The following is a 17,978-nucleotide window of genomic DNA, read 5'->3' as shown; positions in this document are numbered from 1 at the left end:
GGATGCCGATCGCCAGGGCGACGATGGTGCCGATCTTGAGGAACGTTGACAGGTAGTCCCGCGGCGCCAGGATCAGCCACACCGGCAACACCGCCGCGACGAAACCGTAGCCGATCAGCATCCAGGTGATCTGGATCCCGGTGAAACTGAAGGCCTTGGCCCAGACCGGGTCGGCGGCAATCTGCCCGCCCAGCCAGATCGAACCCAGCAGCAACAGCACGCCGATCAGCGAGATTTCACCGATGCGGCCCGGGCGGATGTAGCGCATGTAGATGCCCATGAACATCGCGATCGGGATGGTCGCCATCACCGTGAAGATCCCCCACGGACTCTCGGCCAGGGCCTTGACCACGATCAGCGCCAGCACCGCGAGGATGATGATCATGATCAGGAAGCAGCCGAACAGCGCGATGGTGCCGGGGATGCGGCCCATTTCCTCGCGGACCATGTCGCCCAGCGAACGGCCGTTGCGGCGGGTGGACAGGAACAGGACCATGAAGTCCTGCACGGCGCCGGCCAGCACCACGCCGGCGATCAGCCAGAGCGTGCCGGGCAGGTAGCCCATTTGCGCGGCCAGCACCGGCCCGACCAGCGGCCCCGCGCCGGCAATGGCGGCGAAGTGGTGACCGAAGAGGATGTGCTTGTTGGTCGGGACGTAGTCCAGGCCATCGTTGTTGAGCACGGCGGGCGTGGCCCGGCGCGCATCGAGTTGCATCACGTTGTTGGCGATGAACAGGCTGTAGTAGCGGTAGGCGACCAGATAGATGGCCACGGCTGCGACGACGATCCAGAGGGCGTTGATGGGTTCGCCGCGGCGCAAGGCCACGACACTCAACGCACAGGCTCCCAGAACAGCCACGGCAAACCAGGCGAGGTGTTTAACCAGACGGGTTGTCATTGCGTGTCTCCTGCCGAGGTCCAGTGGACTGCGGCGATTGTTTTTATAGTGTGCCCCGCTATTTCGGAGCCGGCCCAATATCCCTGCACGTCGTCAATAAATAAATCCGTAGTACTACGTAGATGCCTTCTGCCTAATGGCCCTGTGGGAGCGAGCCTGCTCGCGATGACGTCGATTCAGCCGGCATCAATGTCGACTGACGCACCGTCATCGCGAGCAGGCTCGCTCCCACAGTTTTTATCTCCTATGCGCTACCGTGTTTGGCATATGATGCCGACCATCCACCTCCCCCGTCAGGCCCTGCAGGAGTCCCGATGTTGCTCAAACACAAAATCGTCGCCCTCGGGATTCTGCCGCTGGTCCTGGCGATCGCTGTGATCTGCGCCCTGGTGATCTCGCTCAACCGCCAGTTGGGCGATCAACAGGCACAACTGATCGAAGACAGCATCCTGGCGAGCAAGCGCGCCGAGTTGAAGAACTATGTCGAGATGGCGCAGAGCCTGATCGCCCCGTTGTACAACAACGGCCAGGGCGACGAACACGCGCAGCAACAGGTGCTGGAAGAGCTGCGCAAGCTGAGTTTCGGCATCAACGGCTACTTTTTCGTCTATGACCGCCAGGGCCGCAGCCTGATGCACGCGCGTCAGGCGGATCTGGTGGGGCAATACCTCTGGGACATGAAGGACCCCCATGGCCTGCCGGTCATCCAGGCGCTGCTCAAAAGTGCCGAGTCCGGCGAAGGTTTCCAGCGTTACGCCTGGAACAAGCCCTCCTCCGGCCAGGTCACCGACAAACTCGCCTACGTGGTGATGCTGGACCGCTGGGGCTGGATGCTCGGCACCGGGATCTACCTGGAGGACGTTGAGCGCGCCACCCAGCAAGCCCGCGCTGAAGTGGCCCAGGGCATCCACAACACCATGCAGGCCATCGCCGCCATTGCGTTGGTCGCGGTGCTGCTGGTATTCGCCGGAGGCATGACCCTCAACGTCAGCGAACATCGCCTGGCCGACAAAAAGCTGCAACGCCTGAACCAGCGCATCGTCAGTCTGCAGGAAGAAGAACGCTCGCGGGTGTCGCGCGAGCTGCACGACGGCATCAGCCAACTGCTGGTGTCGATCAAGTTCCAGTTCGAACTGGCCAGCCACGTGCTGGAGAACGGCCAGGACAACGGCTTGGGCATCCTCAAGAACGCCACGGACCGGCTGGGCGAGGCCATCGGCGAGATCCGCAGCATCTCCCACGACCTGCGCTCCTCCCTGCTCGATACCTTGGGCCTGCCCGCCGCCATCGGTCAGCTCGCGTCCGAGTTCCAGCAGCGCAGCGGGCTGGAGGTGTCCTACCGCAGCAATGAATTCGACTGTCGGCTGGAAAACGGCGCGCCGGTCTCGCTGTTTCGCATCGCCCAGGAAGCCCTGACCAATATCGAGCGCCACGCCGGAGCGAAAAGTGTCGGCATCAGCCTGTTCGGTTCCGCCCAGTCGCTGCGCCTGACGGTGGTGGATGACGGCATGGGCTTCAACGTGCCGCAGGTCGAACGCGGACACACTGGCATCGGCCTGCGCAATATCCGCGAACGGGTCGAGCATTTCGGTGGGCGGCTGGAGGTGACGTCGGTACCGGGACGCAGCGAACTGGACATCCTGCTGCCCATGAACATGGCGGCAACAGAAAGCTGATGCACGCCCACTTCAACAGGAGCACTTGCCGATGAGCCTGCCCCCGGCGATCCGCGTCGCCCTGGTCGATGACCACTCACTGGTGCGTGACGGCATCCGCGCCCTGCTGTCCGTCATGCCCGGCCTGGACGTGGTGGGCGAAGCCGAGAACGGCGCGCAAGCGATTGAAATGGTCGGTCGCTGCCAGCCGGACCTGCTGCTGATGGACATCAGCCTCAAGGACATGAACGGCCTTGAGCTGACCCGACTGCTGGGCAAGCAATACCCCAGCCTGAAGATCCTCATCCTGAGCATGTACGACAATCACGAGTACGTGAACGAGTCAGTGCGCTGCGGCGCCAGCGGCTACGTGCTCAAGAATGCGCCCTCGCGGGAAATCATCGCGGCCATCGAAGCGATCATCGGCGGCGGTACCTTCTACAGCGCCGAAATCGCCCGACGCCTGGCCACCGACCCGAACACCGATAACGAGCTTACGCCGCGAGAAAGCCAGGTCCTGCGCAAGATGGTCGAGGGGCTGAACAACAAGGAAATGGCCCGCGAACTGGACATCAGCGTGCGCACCGTCGAGACCCACCGCCTGAGCATCCGCCGCAAGCTCAACATCGATAAGCCTGCGGCCCTGGTGAAATACGCCATCGACCATGGGATCGTTTCACGCTAGCCCCCACACCACAGGTTATTCAGTTCAATCGGCGTGGTAATAGCCCGGCAACGCAAGATCATCCAACAACCCCGGGCCGCTAGGGGTCCAGCCCAGCAAAGCACGGGTGTATTCGCTGGACACCGCCATGTTCGCCCCCGCCATGTGGGCGAACCAGCCGAAATGCTCGCGCTCCCGGGATTCGACCTGCAACCCCAGGCCACGACCGATCGCCTGGGCAATGTCCTTGAACGGTACGGCCTCGTCAGCGACGGCGTGGTAGACCGATTGCGTCACGCCCTGCTCCAAGGCAAGCCGATAAACCCGCGCGGCATCCTGTCGATGCACACCCGACCAGCAATGGCTGCCATCGCCCGGATAAGCCGACACGCCGTGTTCCCGGGCGAGGCGAATCAGAATCGGCACGAACCCATGGTCGCCGAGGCCATGGACCGAGGGCGCCAGCCGCACCGTCGCCACGCGCACCCCTCGTTCGGCCAGGTCCCGGGCGGCGGCTTCGGACTTGCGGGGCGAGGCCGGGCTCACCACTTCCAGTTCATTCGCGCCGCGCGTCAATCCAAACAGACCCGACGTCACCAGCAACGGCCGGTCGGAGCCTCGCAACGCATCGCCCAACGTTTCAATGGCGCGGCGGTCCTGCTGGGCATTTTCGCCAAATCGGGAGAAGTCATGATTGAACGCCGTGTGAATCACCGCGTCCGCCGCCGAGGCTGCGTTGTGCAAGATCTCGAGATCATCCAAAGTGCCTGGAATCACCTTCGCGCCTGTTGCAGCCAGCGTGGCGCCTTTTTCTTCGCATCGGGCCAGGCCGGTGACCCGATGCCCGGCGGCGATCAGATCCTGTACCACGGACGCCCCAACCCAGCCCGTGGCACCGGTAACGAATACGTGCATAGCGACACTCCTGTTCTAAAAAACGAGACCGAAAATCTTCTATACCTCATCGAAGACTCAGGATTTGTATTGAACTTGTGCTTCCCGTCCCCTCAGCAGCATCAGGGCCACCCCGAAGGACAGCCCAACGGCAATGGCGCCGCCCAGGTAAACCGCACCGATACCCCAACCACTCGCCAACAAACCGGCCAGCGGACTGGTGATGCCCAGGGAAATATCAAGAAACGCGACGTAGGCCCCCATGGCGAGGCCGCGCGCCTGCGGTGGCGCACGCCGTACCGCTTCCACGCCGAAGCCGGGAAACGCCAGGGAATATCCGAAACCGGTGAAAGCTGCGCCCAGATAAGCCATGGTCGCGGTGTCGGCGCTCCAGATCAGCAGCAACCCAACGGTTTCGATCAATACGCAGACCAGCGCGACGCGGGCGCCGCCAATCTTGTCCGGAAGGTGCCCGAAAAGCAGGCGCGCAGCGATGAAAGCCACACCGAACGCCGTAAACGCCAAGGACGCGTTGCCCCAATCCCTGGCCGCGAACAACAGGGCAATGAACGCCGTGAGGACACCAAAGCCGACGCTGCAAAACGCCAATCCCATGCCCGGAACCCATACAGCACCGAGCATCGTATAGAACGGTGTACGCCGGGTCGCCGTAGGGGCGACAGCGCGCACGCCCGCGACAACCGCCAGGGCCAGCAGCGGAATGAACATCGAGGCCATGGCGATGCCGGTGAACCCCCAAGCGCTGTTGAACGCCACGCCCAACGGAGCACCCAATGCGTAGGCCCCGTACATGGCGATGCCATTCCAGGCCATGACCTTGCCGGCATGTTGCGCACCCACCAGGCCGATGCCCCACCCCAACGCACCGGTGACAATGAGGCTTTCGCCAATGGCCAGCAGCACTCGACCGCCCGACAAGAGCCAGACCGACGTGACAGGCGCGGCAACGAACGCCAGGGAAAGCAGATAGATCAGCCCTGAAACCGCGGTTGCCACCAGCCCGGTCATGACCGCGCGTTTACCACCGCGCATGTCAGCAAAATTGCCGGCCCAGGCCCGTGACAACAGCGCCGCGGCAAACTGTGCCCCGACCACCAGGCCAATCACCAGCGTGCCCATGCCCAGCGCGTCATGCAGATGGAGTGGCAAGACCGGCAGTTGCATGCCAATCGTGAGGAAACCGATGAATACGGTCAGTGTGAGCGGCAGCAGCTTGAGTGCCGGATTGGCCTCGACGGCTGCCTGAGGCGCTGAAGCAGCGCCAAGATGAATATTGTCTTGTGTCATAACCCTACCCACGGAAAGGGACGCGAAGTGAAGTTGAATACTGTTTGTGGCGACGACTAGAATGCGATCAATTCGTCGCATTCAAGATACGAATAATCCGTCGCATTTCCTATTCGCATTCCCTACCGAGGTTCACGCCTGCATGTCCGAACGCCCAAGCCCGCAGATTTCCTCGCGTAAACAGCCGAAACAGGCACGCTCCACCGAGCTCGTCGCAGCCGTTTTGCAAGCCGCTGTTCAGGTTCTGGCGACTCAAGGAGCGACACGCTTCACGGTGGCCCGTGTTGCCGAGCGAGCGGGGGTCAGCGTCGGCTCGGTATATCAATACTTCCCGAACAAAGCCGCGATCCTGTTCCGTTTGCAAAGTGGTGAATGGCGGCAAACCAGCGACATGCTGCGCGAGATTCTTGAAGACCACCTCAAGCCACCCTTCGAGCGGCTGCGTACCCTCGTGCGGGCGTTCATCCAGTCCGAATGTGATGAAGCCCAGATACGCGGCGCCCTCAACGACGCCGCCCCGCTCTACCGCGACGCCCCCGAGCACCATGTCGCGCGGATGTCGGTGCAACAGTCGGTGGACGCTTTCATGCTGCAAGCATTGCCAGACGCCCCGGCACAAACCCGGGCCCTGGCAGGTGACCTGGTCATCACCACGCTCAGTACCGTGGGTAAGCACTTTTCATCAGCGCCTCGCTCCCCCGTGGACATTGCCATCTACAGCGACGCCATGGCCGATATGTTCTGCGCCTACCTTGAAAGCTTGCAGCGACGCCCCTTTCAGACCGCTGTCTTCTGACAGTTCGTCAGCCATGCTCCAGTGACAGCCTGCCAACGCTTTTACTACACTCCCCGATCTTGTTTCCCTTCGCTACGAGACGTCCAATCCCTATGAAAACCCTAACAAACACGATGACGTTCTGTGGCCTGCTGGCGCTCTCCTGCGGCGCCTTGGCCGAGCCGGCACCTTCGCTGCTGGACCAGGTCCTGCAACGCGGCGAACTCAAGGTCTGCACCACCGGCGACTACAAGCCCTATACCTACAAGGCGCAAAGCGGCGAGTACGAAGGGATCGACATCGACATGGCGCGCTCGCTGGCCACGAGCCTGGGGGTCAAGGTGCAATGGGTCCAGACCACCTGGAAGACCCTGATGCCGGACATGCTCGCGGGCAAGTGCGACATCGGCATGGGCGGGATTTCCGTGACCCTGGAACGCCAGAAGAAAGCCTACTTCAGCAATACGCTGGACGTGGATGGCAAGATCCCGCTGGTGCGTTGCGAAGACCAGTCGCGTTACCAGACCCTCGAGCAGATCAACCAGCCTTCGGTGCGTCTGGTGGAACCGGCCGGTGGTACCAACGAAGCGTTCGTCCGTGCCTTTGTACCCAAGGGCCAGCTCGCCTTCCACGACAACGTGAGCATTTTCCAGGAGCTGCTGGACAAGAGAGCCGACGTGATGATCACCGATGCGTCGGAAGCGCTCTATCAACAGAAACTCAAGCCCGGCCTGTGTGCGGTCAACCCGACCCACTACCTGCAATACGGTGAGAAGGCCTACCTGCTGCCACGGGATGACATCTCCTGGAAAATGTACGTCGATCAGTGGCTGCACCTGAGCAAGGCGAACGGCAGCTATCAGAAGGTGATCGGCCAGTGGTTGGCGGTTCCCGACGCTCAGTGAATGGATTGACCCGATAGCGGCTCGCGGTTCCATCACCCGCCAGCCGCTTGAGCGAAAGTACAGCACAACTTCCTTAATTAACTAGCTACGCTGTTTGTGAGTGCCATGGCGCGCATCGACATGAGCAACTTGATAGACACTCAATTAAATTGAACTTTTCCGCACTTTTGTAACTTCGCAGCTCACACTGCAACTCCATGCCAGCGCCTCGACAATATACAGGCGCCACTCCGATGACACCCTTACTCTTACCAAAAAAACTCTGACGACAAGCGTCAGAAAACCGACAGTGCCATTAATATAATATTAAATAGCCTTCACATAGATATTTTTTATCTTAATAAACAGTTATAAATCAACAAATTACTGATACTAGCACGCCACCAGAACAGCACCCTATTTCGCTCTAAAACCCCTAGAAAATACAATCTTTGATACTTCACAATAATAAAACTTTGCGAAGTAAAAATTTAATGCTATTAATTTGACGGGGTAGATCGTAAGTGCGGCTACATCAGACTCCTGTAAGCCCGCCTCTGCCTGACTTCGGATTATCCAACTTTAACCGCTTGCCCGCCCAGTCATGTAATGTGCCTGGAGGGCAGTTGTGCGGCGCAGAAAGCTGCGCGAGGAAGACTGTCATCGCTACGCAAAACCCAAGGGGCAGGATCCTTTCGATCTTCGGTACCCGTCCGGAAGCCATCAAGATGGCGCCGCTGGTCAAAGCCCTCGCAGCCGAACCGGGCATTGAGTCGCTGATCTGCGTCACCGGTCAGCATCAAAGCATGCTCAAACAGGTCTTGGACCTGTTCGAACTCAAGGCCGATTTCACCCTTGACGTGATGACGCCACATCAAACGCTCAACTCGCTGACTGCCGCCCTCTACAGCGCCATCGACCCAGTCCTTGAACAGACCCGGCCGGACCGGGTATTGGTGCATGGCGACACCACCTCGGCCATGGTGGCTTCGATGGCCGCCTTTCACCGGCGCATCCCCGTCGGTCATGTGGAAGCCGGGCTGCGCACGGGTGATATCTACAGCCCATGGCCGGAAGAAATGAACCGTCGCTGCATCGACCTCAGCGCCGACCTGCTGTTTGCCCCTACCGGACAATCACGCGATAACCTGCTGGGCGAACGCTTGCAAGGCCGTTGCGTGGTGACAGGCAATACGGTCATCGACGCGCTGCAATTGACTGCCCGGCGCATCAATGACGACGCCGCGTTGCGCAGCGAACTGGACCACCAGTTCCCGTTCCTGCAAACCGGACGCAGGCTGCTGCTGGTGACCGGTCATCGTCGGGAGAACTTTGGCGAGGGCTTCCTTGATATCTGCAAGGCCTTGCGCGACCTGGCCCGGCGCACGGATATCCAGATCGTCTACCCGGTGCACCTCAATCCCAACGTGCTGGGGCCGGTGACCGAGCAACTGGGTGATCTGCCCAATGTGCATTTGATCAAACCCCTGGATTACCTGGCGTTCGTGCGCCTGATGCAACACGCCCACGTCATCCTGACAGACTCAGGTGGTGTGCAGGAAGAAGCGCCGTCCCTCGGCAAGCCGGTGCTGGTGATGCGCGACGTCACCGAGCGCCCCGAAGCCGTGGCTGCAGGTACCGTGCGCCTGGTTGGCACCTCTCCGGCCTCGATCATCGCTGGCGTGAACGCACTGTTCGACGACGAGGCCTTGTGGCATCGGACCTCTCAGGCGGTCAACCCCTATGGCGATGGCAAGGCCAGCCAGCGCATCGTCGACACCCTGATGGGACGCTCGGTCGATGACTTTGTCGCAGGCCAGGCCCAGTTGTCTCACCAACCGGTGCACGTGCCACTGTCCAAGCCGCGCGAGTTGCTCTGCGACCTCGCCTCATAACTGCTCCCACCCCTATCAGATCGAGATTTGCCTGTATGAAGTCTTCCGTTGCCGTCCCTACGGGCGCGCTCAGCGCCCTTGTCTGTGGCCTGAGCCTGCTCACGCTCCTGCCGAATTTTGCCCTGGCCGCGGATAGCCCGCTCACCCAGGCCATTCATCGACTTAACGCCGATACCCACCAGGAACGTGAAGTTCGCTTGCGGGACCTGGGCATCACTGCGCCGATCCTGCTGAGCGCCAGCGACGCGCGACGCGAACTGTATTTGCCTGTACCCGCCGGCGTGCCCCTGAACAATGCGACACTGCAACTGGACGCCAGCTATCTCAATGGCGAAGGCGGCCGCAACACCTTGCTGCTGTCGCTCGATGGCTACCCCGTGCGCGCGGAAGGACTCAGCGAGGCACAGGGCGATGCCAGCGTCAAACTGGGCGTAGACCAGGCCCCGCGGGATAACGGCCTGGTGCGCCTGGGCATTGCCTGGTCCTCGCAGGTCTCCCGGCCGCTGTGCGAAGAAGAACGGATCATCGGCAATGTGTTGCGCATTCAGCCTGACACCCGCCTGAACTACAGCTACGACGCCGGGCAACTGCAGGATGTTGGCACGGCCTGGGCGACGCTGCCCACCCGTCCGGGCATCCTGGTCGCGCCGGGCTCGCTGTCCGCCGGCAGCTACGATGCCGCCTGGCGATTGGGCGTGGCCCTGGCGCGCACCGGCAAGCAAAGCCACATCCTGCCCTTCCCTGCCGTGCAGGACAGCGTGGACCTGAGCAACCTGCACATCCCTGCCGAACTGCTTGGTATTCCCGCCTTCGCCAGCCTCAATGGCAAAGGTCAGCACACCCTGGCCAACCCGGCCGAGATCGGTGCGTTGCTGATGCTTGGCCAGACCGCGAACGTACAGGCCGACCTGGCAATCAACGACCCGGAACTGCTCAAGGCCATCAACCAGTCCCTGGATGCCTTGCAGGGCCAAATCCAAGGCGTCGACACTGCGGCGGTCGCGGCCTTGACCCAATGGCGTAACGAGCACGTCAACGCGGCCATGGTGAGTACCGGCCCTGACAACGTGCGTCTGGCGCTGCTCGGCACTCGCCCGGTGCTGATGATCGCCCCGGATGCAACCGGTAAAGCCTTGTCCTTGCTGGGTTCTGCATGGAACAAACTGGCGCGCAACCGCCAATTGACGGTGAACGAAGCACAAACGCCATTGAGCGACGATGGCCGTGTGGCCCTTTCGCGGCTGGGCGGTGCGCCCGGGACCTTCGATGTGGCATCGCGATTCGACTGGAGCACCTCGTTCCCACTGGGCAGCGTGGCGTACGACGGCCGCCTGCCCGTTACTGCGGTGGTCGACATCTCCGCTGCACCCGGCGCTTCTGACACCGCGCCGGTGGCTTCGCTGTTTTTCAATGACTTCCTGATCGGAGCCCAGCAACTGAGCACCGACGGCGAACCGCAACGGATCCAGGCTCACATCCCCCGCTACGCCTTGGGGTCGAAAAACGTATTGCGCGTTTCGTTCCAGCGCCAGCCGGTCAGCGACCGGTGCCTGGAAACACCCCAGGCGTTTCCGGTGTCCGTGCTGCCCACCAGTCACGTCGTGCTGGAAAAGACCTCGCTGGATGACGGTTTCCCCGGCATGGCCGCACGCTTCGCCATGGACACGCAGGTGCTCGTTCCTCAGGCGTACCTTGACCACCCGGCCAGCAGCCTGACCCAGGTGATTGCGGTGGCCGATGCCGCCGGTGTCTCGCCGCTGCGCGCGCAGCTGAAAGTCAGCGCCGATCCAAAAGCGGTCGTCAGCCCGGACAAAGCCTTCCTGGCCTTCGAGCTGCCACTCAAGGACAGCCACGAATCGGTCCAGGTCGATGAGCAGGGGCATCTGCGGATCAACCACAAGGACCAGGTGATGCTGGATGTGCAGCGCCTCAACCAACTGGCTTCATTGCAAGTGGTGCAGACCTCCGGCCAGCACGGCCTGGTCTATCGGGCACTGGGCGAGCAGCCCCCGAGCCTGGCCAAGCCGGTTGTGCTGACCCGAGGCGATGTGGCGATTCTGGGCGACAGCGGTGCGGTGGCGATCTTCGATACCCAGGATCCCAACGGCAACCAGTTGATCGACCGGGAAGAACCCAAGGGGCTGGCGGCCTGGCGCAAACCTTCACTGCTTTGGCTGATCCCGGGTGGCATTGCCTTGTTCCTCATCTTGTTGCTGGCCGGCCGTAGCGCCCGTCGCAATCGCCAGTAACGGTAACCTGTGATGACGTCGCTCTATTGGCCCTATTGGCTGGCCCACTACTATAACTACCTGGAAATCTCGACCATTGTGGTTGCGGTATTGATCCTGATCTCCAGCCTGGACGATCTGATCATTGACCTGTGGTACTGGGCTCGTCGCCTGTACCGCAAATTCACCGTGGGCCGGAAATACCGGCCGCTGACCGCCGAGCAGCTCCTGGCGCGGGATGAACAGCCTCTGGCAATCATGGTGCCGGCCTGGCTGGAGTACGACGTCATCGCGCCGATGATCGAAAACATGGTGTCGACGCTCGACTACCAGAACTACGTGGTTTTCGTCGGCACCTACGTCAACGACCCGCGCACCATCGATGAAGTCGAGCGGATGCGCCGGCGCTACAAGCAACTGCATCGCGTGGAGGTGCCCCATGCCGGGCCGACCTGCAAGGCTGACTGTCTGAACTGGGTGATCCAGGCGATTTTCCTGCACGAAAAGACCCATGGCATGACCTTCGCCGGGGTCGTGTTGCACGACAGTGAGGACGTGCTGCATCCGCTGGAGTTGCGCCTGTTCAATTACCTGTTGCCGCGCAAGGACATGATCCAGCTGCCGGTGGTCTCGCTGGAGCGCAACTGGTACGAATGGGTAGCGGGCGTCTATATGGACGAGTTTGCCGAATGGCACGGCAAGGACCTGGTGGTGCGTGAAAGCATGACCGACACCGTGCCCTCGGCCGGTGTCGGCACCTGTTTCTCCCATCGCGCCCTGCGAGTCCTGGCCGGCGAAACCGAAAACCAGCCGTTCAACACCGATAGCCTCACCGAGGACTACGATGTCGGCGCGCGACTGGCCAAGGTCGGCATGAACGCGATCTTCGTACGCTTTCCGGTGCAGTTCCGGGTGCTGCGCAAATCCTGGTTCCGCAAACCCTACGAATCGACGCTGACAATGCCGCTGTGCGTGCGCGAGTTCTTTCCCGACACCTTCCGCACCGCCTTTCGACAAAAGGCTCGCTGGACCCTCGGCATCGGCCTGCAAGGCTGGGAACAGATGGGCTGGAGTGGCTCGTTGGCCAACCGATACCTGCTGTTTCGCGACCGCAAGGGTGTGGTGACGGCGTTCGTCAGCATCATTGCCTATGTGATCCTGGTGCAACTGCTGGGCCTGATCATCCTGCGCAACAGCGGCTTGTGGGACGTTAACTTCCCGACGCCTTTTGAAAGCAACGGCGTGATCAAGTACCTGCTGGTGGCCAACGGAGTGGCGCTGGCCTGGCGGATCGTGCACCGCGTTTACTTCACCACGGTACTGTACGGCTGGCAACACGGCCTGCTGTCGATCCCGCGCATGCTGGTGGGCAACTTCGTCAACTTCATGGCCGCTTCCCGGGCCTGGCGCATGTTCCTGGTGGGCAAGGTGATGAACCGCAAGCTGGTCTGGGACAAGACCATGCACGACTTTCCGTCCACGGACCTGGTCGCCACCGCCCCCCGCCGCCTGGGGAGTGTATTGCTGTCCTGGCAGGCCATTACCGACACCCACCTGCAGAGCGCCCTGGACGAACAGCAGTCGCGCAATGTGCCGCTGGGTCGGATTCTGCTCAATAACGGCTGGCTGGACGACGAAACGTTGGCCGAAGCGATCGCGTTCCAGAACGACTTGCCTCGCGTCTTCGACGTGGCCGAGAAAGCTAAAACCTCAACGTCGTCACTGGGCAGCGAGTATGCGTTGCGCTGGCGCGCCATCCTCCTGGGACGCAATGGCGAAGGGCGTGAACAAATCGCCGTCGCCAACCCGCTTCCCGCTGAAGGACTGCAACAGATCAGCGCCGCTTTGGGCAGCGAGCCCGTGCAACTGATCGCCAGGGAAAGTGAAATTCTCGCGCTGTTGCGCCAGCTGCCTGCGAACAACGGCCGTGCCGTGCCAGATGCCCGTGCACCGCTGCTGGGCGACCTCTTGATCGAAATGGGCCTGCTCGATCGCAGTCAGTTCAGCGGCGCCATGCTGCACTATCGTCCACAGCATCACGGCAGGATCGGCGATTACCTGGTCGACAGCGGCGTGCTGCCCCGGGAAACGATTGAACAGGTGGTGGCACGTCAGCACAGCCTCTACCCAATGGAGCTTCCGGCATGAACCGCCCCCTTTTCACTCTCCTGGCTACGGGGCTGGGCCTGATTCCGGTGCTGGCGCCAGCCGAGACGTTACCGCTGCCCTTGACGGGGCCGGCCTACACCGCAGCCAACGAGGCCTACAGCGCCTACGAGCGCAAGGACTACGACCTGGCCATCGCCAAGGCACGCGAAGCGCTGCGCCAACGCGCCGACGTGACGCGCCTGAACACGCTGATCGAGTTGGCCGAACGGGACAAGAAGCTGCGCGACCAGCCGCAGACAGCACGCTCATCGCGCGCAGCCTCGCCGGCACCGGGCTTCGCTGCCGCGTCCCAGGGATTCAAGGCCTATGATCGCGAACAGTTCGACCTCGCCGCCCAATCGGCCCGCAAGGCAATCGCCCAGGCGCCACGTCGTCGTGAATACCGATTGCTGCTGATCGATTCCCTGCAGCGCCAGCAGCAACTGGACGCCGCCGATCAGGCCACCACCGATGCACTGGGGGCCTTCGCCAACGACAAGGCATTGTTGATGCGCCGTGCGGCGATCCGCCGTCAACTGGCGGCGCCGGTGGCGGCCCAGGGTTACCGTGCCCTTGAGCAAGGCAATGCAGACATTGCCGTTGAACAGGCCCGAAAAGCCGTGGCCTGGGCTCCAGACGCTTCCGCCAACCAACAGTTGCTGATCAGCGCCCTGCTCGCGGCCAAGGATTACCCCGCCGCCGAACAGGCCGCTACAAGCGCCCTGGCGCTGGACGACAGCAAGACCGCACCGTGGGTCCTGCGCAGCTATGCCCGCGAGCGACAGGGCAAGACGCAGATGGCCCAGGCCGACCTGAGCCGTGCCCTGGCCCTGCCTGGCGTCACGTCCGGCGAGCGCCAAGACATCCGCCTTTTTGCCGTCGACGCGGCGCTGGCCCGGGGCGAACCTCAGCAAGCGCTGGATCAATTGCAAGCCCTGGGCAACGACGCCAGTGATGACGTGACTCGTCGACGGGTCACCGCCCGAATGGCGCTGCGCCAGAAAGACAACGGCGTCGCCACCGCCGTCCCATTTGCGCCACCGGCCCTGGATTGCCAGGAAAGCGAGTTCGGCCTGACCTGTGCGATCTGGCCCGGCAGCGCCCATGATGCGGGCACGGCCCTGGCCTCCCAGGCCTACGCCGCCCTCGCGCGCAAAGACCCGGCAACCGCGGTCACCCTGACGAACCAGGCCATTGCCCGCGCGCCCCGGAATCCGTCCTACCGGCACCTGCTGGTCAGCGCCCTGATAGACCAGAAACGCCTGCCCGAAGCCATCTCGGCAGCCAGCCAAGGTTTGCAAGCCCAAGGTGATGACGCCCGACTGCTGGTCATGCGTGGACGCCTGCGCCAGCAGACCGGTGACGATGCCGGCGCCCGCGAAGACTTTACCCGTGCCCTGGCGCTGGGCACCCTGCCGGCGTCCGAAGAGGCCGGGCTGTATGCAGCGATCGGCCAGCGCCGCACGGCCCGCGAGCGCCTGCAAGAAGCACGTACCAGCGGCGAACTGGCCTCGGTCAGTGACCTGCAGCTCGCGTACCTCTCGATGCAGGCCGGCGACGACGAGGCGGCCCACGAGGCGTTCCGCAGGGCCGACGCCACCACGCCACTGGCCCCGTCAGCGGCTCAGGACGCGGCCTACAACGCCATGCGTGTCAATGAAGACGAAGAAGCCGTGGCGTATTTCAAGCGTGTCATCGACGGACAGAAAACCACCGAGTCGCCGATGCCCGCACAGCCGATGTTCGACACTCGCCGCGCCGTGGCCGACGTCTCGCGCACCTGGGGCCTGGTCAGCACCACCAGCTACCGAGGCAACAGCTCCAGTGGCCTGAGCGCCGCCCCGAGCACTGGAGGAAGCGGGAGCCAAAGCAACGACTTGCTGCAAAACAGCACCGAGCTGTCCTGGCGTCCGTTGGGTTATCGCAATGCCCGCTTTGTCGAACTCTACGGACGCATCACCGACACCCTCTGGAGCAAGAACAGCGATTCGGACACGGGCGCGGATGCCTTGCAAGGGGCGCTCGGCGTACGGGTCAAGCCGTTCAGCACCGTCAACGTCATGGCCGCCCTTGAACGCACGTTCCCTCTCGGCTCTTCCAACGTCGACGGCGACTGGCTGGCGCGCCTGGGCTACGGTTCGAGCATCGGTACCGATCTGCGGGTCGATGCGCCGAGTTGGTGGACCTCGCAGTTGTATGCCGAGGTCGGCCATTACATCAACGACTCGCGGGATTACTTCAACAGCGAATGGCAAGTGGGACGCAGCTATGCGATTGGCGGCACCGGCTCGCGCTGGGTGACCTTCCCCCATATCGTGGCGGCGATCGACTACGATTCGAAAATGAAGAGCGAATCCGACGGTGGTTTTTCGTCCGGCGAGGCCGGGGGCCTGGGGATAGGAAACAACGTCCGGTATTGGTTCCGGGAAGATGCCTACAACGCCCCACGCTCCTACGTGGACCTTTCCCTGCAGTACCGGGCCAGGGTGTTTGGCGAGGAGCGCGCCAAAGGCGTGTTCGCCCGCCTGACCTATTCCTATTGAGGGCCTTGACGTGACAAGGGATTCATCGCTACGAAAAGCGTCTCGACCGGCCGATCCGCGACTAGACTGCACCGGAAAGGGGCTTGTTTGAAAAGCTTCGTCCATGCAGTCAATCGCAAGATCGCCGCGGCGCTGTTACTGGTGGCGGCCATCGGCCTCGGTACAGGGACGTATTGCATAATGACCACCACAGCACCTGTGAACATCGTCGGCATCGTCTGGCAGCCTGACAACCCCACCATCGGCATCAACGGCACCTGGGAAAAACTCGGGGTGCACGAGCTGCTGGTGCAGTGGACGGTGGTGGACGATCAGGCGTTCGTTCCCGGTACCGGGTTGCCCAGCGTCCCGGTGCAGCCGGATTGGGCACGCATCGCCAAAGCGCCTTGGGCCCAGGATGTCATCCTGGGCCTGGCCGGCTATTTCAGCGAAAACCGCTCGCGGGATAATATCGAGCAATTGGCCGCGGTGTCGGAGCGCATTGCAGGCTTGCCAACGCCGCTGCATGTCACCGGTTGGTACTTTCCCGCCGAAGTCGACCCCAGTTGGTCCCGTGCCACAGAGCTACCCGCCTTGCTGGCCAAGCTGCCACGCCCGCTCTGGATCAGTGTCTACGACGGCGCCAATATCGGTCCGGCCGCCACCGCCGACTGGCTCAAGCAATGGCTGCCGGACGACATTGGCGTGTTTTTCCAGGATGGGGTCGGCGTCTACGCCCGCACGGCGCCGGTCGCTCGACACTACGCCGACGCCCTGCGTGATCGCCTGGGCAAGCACCGCGTGCGGATCATCGTCGAGGCCTTTCGTCCCAAGTACGGCGGGGGCTTTCGCTCAGCCACCGTCGCCGAACTCAAGCCGCAACTGGCGGCCTATGAAGGTTATCCGCTCTACCTGTTCGACGGGCCGCATTACATGACGCCTGCGTTGGTGGACGCGCTGAAGCAAACCCTCGCCAACCCTTGATCAGGGCTTGATGTTTTTCAGCTCATTGAGCAGCACCAGCAGTTGCTGCATTTTTTCCTCGCCGAACTGCGCTTCGATCCGCCGGTAGTTGCCCTCCATCCCTGCGCTCATCGACACGAAGCATTGCTGGCCGCGTTCGGTCAGGCTAACGAATACCCGACGCTGGTCCTGGCTGGATTTCTGTCTGCGCACCAGGCCATCGCGCTCAAGGCGGCTGAGCACGCCGGTCATGCTCGGCTTGAGGATGCAGGCCTGCTGGGCGAGCTGGTGGCTTTCCAATTCACCCTGCTGATGCAGGATGCGGATCACCCGCCATTGCTGCTCGGTCAGGTCGTGCTGGTTCAACGCGGGGCGGAAAAAAGCCATGGCGGCTTCGCGGGCTTGCAACAGGGTCAGCGTCAGCGAGGGTCTGGGGTTGGCCATGTTCGGACTGCTTGGATGGACGAGTGGGCAGCTTAGTGGCGCCGACAAGTCGCTGCAACAAGCACAGCCCCTTGGTCGACCTCGCCACAAAAGGTATTCAATAGAACGAGCGCTCAGCGCAACCCTGACTGCCGCTGGCGATACTCCCCCGGGGTGAGCTGGGCATAACGCTGGAAGAACCGGCTGAAATAGGCCGGATCCTTGAACCCGAGCTGGTAGCAGATTTCATTGGCCGAGCTGCCGGTAAACAACAGCAGGCGCTTGGCCTCCTGCATCAGCCGCTCCATGATCAGCCGCTTGGAAGGCAGGTCGGCGATGCGTCGGCACACGTCGTTGAGGCGCGCTTCGGTCACCCCGATCCCTTCGGCGTAACGCGACAGCGGCCAGTGTTGCAAATAGTGGGCTTCGATCAGCTCGTTGAAACGGTGAAAGATCTTCAGGTCTTCATGCCGCGCCGGCCTGGCCTCCAGGGAATTGGAGCACAGCCGCAGCAGGCTGATCATGATCAACCGCGTCAAACCGTCCAGCGCCACGCTGCGCCCCGGTCGCCCGGCTGTCACCTCCTCGCTCACTTCCTCGAACAGGTATTCCAGCCGCTGCACTTCCCCGGCCTGCTCCGGCCCCAGTTGCGCCAGCGCCACACAGGCTGCGGGCAGTTGCATACCGGCTGGCAGCTCCTACTGCCAGGTCCTCAACCGCA

At 62.3% G+C, this 17,978-nt stretch carries 13 protein-coding genes and 1 pseudogene; 9 read left to right on the top strand and 5 right to left on the bottom strand.

What is annotated here, in order from left to right:
• Positions 1 to 898, bottom strand: an 898-nt coding sequence (locus J7E36_RS10730) for a carbon starvation CstA family protein (RefSeq protein WP_285229300.1), incomplete at its 3' end; no start/stop codon positions are given.
• Positions 899 to 1,212: 314 nt separating this feature from the next.
• Between J7E36_RS10730 and J7E36_RS10725 the strand changes: the two genes are divergently transcribed.
• A complete protein-coding gene (locus J7E36_RS10725; RefSeq protein WP_215002616.1) occupies positions 1,213 to 2,574 on the top strand; it encodes a cache domain-containing protein in 1,362 nt (453 codons plus the stop codon).
• A gap of 31 nt (positions 2,575 to 2,605) precedes the next feature.
• Positions 2,606 to 3,238, top strand: coding sequence for a response regulator (locus tag J7E36_RS10720; protein WP_215002614.1), 633 nt, complete (start codon positions 2,606 to 2,608; stop codon positions 3,236 to 3,238).
• A gap of 24 nt (positions 3,239 to 3,262) precedes the next feature.
• On the opposite strand, the gene J7E36_RS10715 is transcribed toward J7E36_RS10720, so the two are convergent.
• Together J7E36_RS10715 and J7E36_RS10710 are read right to left on the bottom strand one after the other, a co-directional pair.
• Positions 3,263 to 4,132 carry an SDR family oxidoreductase gene (locus tag J7E36_RS10715; RefSeq protein ID WP_215002612.1) on the bottom strand — a complete coding sequence of 290 codons (870 nt, stop codon included), beginning with the start codon at positions 4,130 to 4,132 and terminating at the stop codon, positions 3,263 to 3,265.
• 57 nt (positions 4,133 to 4,189) lie between these two features.
• Positions 4,190 to 5,419, bottom strand: coding sequence for an arabinose transporter (locus J7E36_RS10710; protein ID WP_215002610.1), 1,230 nt, complete (start codon positions 5,417 to 5,419; stop codon positions 4,190 to 4,192).
• 142 nt (positions 5,420 to 5,561) lie between these two features.
• Here J7E36_RS10710 and J7E36_RS10705 point away from each other — a divergent pair, with 142 nt between their 5' ends.
• The 7 genes from J7E36_RS10705 (at position 5,562) to J7E36_RS10675 (ending at position 16,855) form a co-directional block, all read left to right on the top strand.
• Positions 5,562 to 6,215, top strand: a complete 654-nt coding sequence (locus tag J7E36_RS10705) for a TetR family transcriptional regulator (RefSeq protein WP_215002608.1) — start codon at positions 5,562 to 5,564, stop codon at positions 6,213 to 6,215.
• A gap of 92 nt (positions 6,216 to 6,307) precedes the next feature.
• Positions 6,308 to 7,099: a transporter substrate-binding domain-containing protein gene (locus J7E36_RS10700; protein WP_215002606.1), complete on the top strand. Its 792-nt coding sequence runs from the start codon at positions 6,308 to 6,310 to the stop codon at positions 7,097 to 7,099.
• Positions 7,100 to 7,740: 641 nt separating this feature from the next.
• On the top strand, positions 7,741 to 8,973 hold the full coding sequence (wecB, locus tag J7E36_RS10695) for a non-hydrolyzing UDP-N-acetylglucosamine 2-epimerase (protein WP_215002626.1): 1,233 nt from the start codon (positions 7,741 to 7,743) through the stop codon (positions 8,971 to 8,973).
• Positions 8,974 to 9,008: 35 nt separating this feature from the next.
• Complete coding sequence (locus tag J7E36_RS10690; RefSeq protein WP_215002604.1) at positions 9,009 to 11,222, top strand: hypothetical protein; 2,214 nt, start codon at positions 9,009 to 9,011, stop codon at positions 11,220 to 11,222.
• A gap of 12 nt (positions 11,223 to 11,234) precedes the next feature.
• On the top strand, positions 11,235 to 13,349 hold the full coding sequence (locus tag J7E36_RS10685) for a glycosyl transferase family protein (RefSeq protein ID WP_215002602.1): 2,115 nt from the start codon (positions 11,235 to 11,237) through the stop codon (positions 13,347 to 13,349).
• Positions 13,346 to 15,892: a bacteriophage N4 adsorption protein A gene (locus J7E36_RS10680; protein WP_215002600.1), complete on the top strand. Its 2,547-nt coding sequence runs from the start codon at positions 13,346 to 13,348 to the stop codon at positions 15,890 to 15,892. Before J7E36_RS10685 ends, J7E36_RS10680 begins: the two co-directional genes overlap by 4 nt.
• A gap of 180 nt (positions 15,893 to 16,072) precedes the next feature.
• Positions 16,073 to 16,855: a hypothetical protein gene (locus J7E36_RS10675; protein WP_231286363.1), complete on the top strand. Its 783-nt coding sequence runs from the start codon at positions 16,073 to 16,075 to the stop codon at positions 16,853 to 16,855.
• Here J7E36_RS10675 and hpaR read toward each other — a convergent pair whose 3' ends face one another.
• Together hpaR and J7E36_RS10665 are read right to left on the bottom strand one after the other, a co-directional pair.
• Complete coding sequence (gene hpaR / locus J7E36_RS10670) at positions 16,856 to 17,278, bottom strand: homoprotocatechuate degradation operon regulator HpaR (RefSeq protein WP_215002596.1); 423 nt, start codon at positions 17,276 to 17,278, stop codon at positions 16,856 to 16,858.
• A 113-nt stretch (positions 17,279 to 17,391) separates the two neighbouring features.
• Positions 17,392 to 17,949: pseudogene (locus J7E36_RS10665) on the bottom strand (helix-turn-helix domain-containing protein); the annotation flags it as partial.
• Between the last annotated feature and the right edge of the window lie 29 nt (positions 17,950 to 17,978).

The organism is Pseudomonas fluorescens (genome assembly GCF_018614775.1).
Lineage (GTDB): Bacteria > Pseudomonadota > Gammaproteobacteria > Pseudomonadales > Pseudomonadaceae > Aquipseudomonas > Aquipseudomonas fluorescens_BY.
This window is presented reverse-complemented; position numbering and strand designations above follow the sequence as displayed.

What these genes read in the sequence shown, in the direction of transcription:
- hpaR (WP_215002596.1), bottom strand. Translation starts at nt 17,278, where the DNA reads ATGGCCAACCCCAGACCCTCGCTGACGCTGACCCTGTTGCAAGCCCGC.
- J7E36_RS10720 (WP_215002614.1), top strand. Translation starts at nt 2,606, where the DNA reads ATGAGCCTGCCCCCGGCGATCCGCGTCGCCCTGGTCGATGACCACTCA.
- J7E36_RS10700 (WP_215002606.1), top strand. Translation starts at nt 6,308, where the DNA reads ATGAAAACCCTAACAAACACGATGACGTTCTGTGGCCTGCTGGCGCTC.
- J7E36_RS10675 (WP_231286363.1), top strand. Translation starts at nt 16,073, where the DNA reads ATGACCACCACAGCACCTGTGAACATCGTCGGCATCGTCTGGCAGCCT.
- J7E36_RS10680 (WP_215002600.1), top strand. Translation starts at nt 13,346, where the DNA reads ATGAACCGCCCCCTTTTCACTCTCCTGGCTACGGGGCTGGGCCTGATT.
- J7E36_RS10725 (WP_215002616.1), top strand. Translation starts at nt 1,213, where the DNA reads ATGTTGCTCAAACACAAAATCGTCGCCCTCGGGATTCTGCCGCTGGTC.
- J7E36_RS10715 (WP_215002612.1), bottom strand. Translation starts at nt 4,132, where the DNA reads ATGCACGTATTCGTTACCGGTGCCACGGGCTGGGTTGGGGCGTCCGTG.
- J7E36_RS10690 (WP_215002604.1), top strand. Translation starts at nt 9,009, where the DNA reads ATGAAGTCTTCCGTTGCCGTCCCTACGGGCGCGCTCAGCGCCCTTGTC.
- J7E36_RS10710 (WP_215002610.1), bottom strand. Translation starts at nt 5,419, where the DNA reads ATGACACAAGACAATATTCATCTTGGCGCTGCTTCAGCGCCTCAGGCA.
- J7E36_RS10705 (WP_215002608.1), top strand. Translation starts at nt 5,562, where the DNA reads ATGTCCGAACGCCCAAGCCCGCAGATTTCCTCGCGTAAACAGCCGAAA.
- J7E36_RS10685 (WP_215002602.1), top strand. Translation starts at nt 11,235, where the DNA reads ATGACGTCGCTCTATTGGCCCTATTGGCTGGCCCACTACTATAACTAC.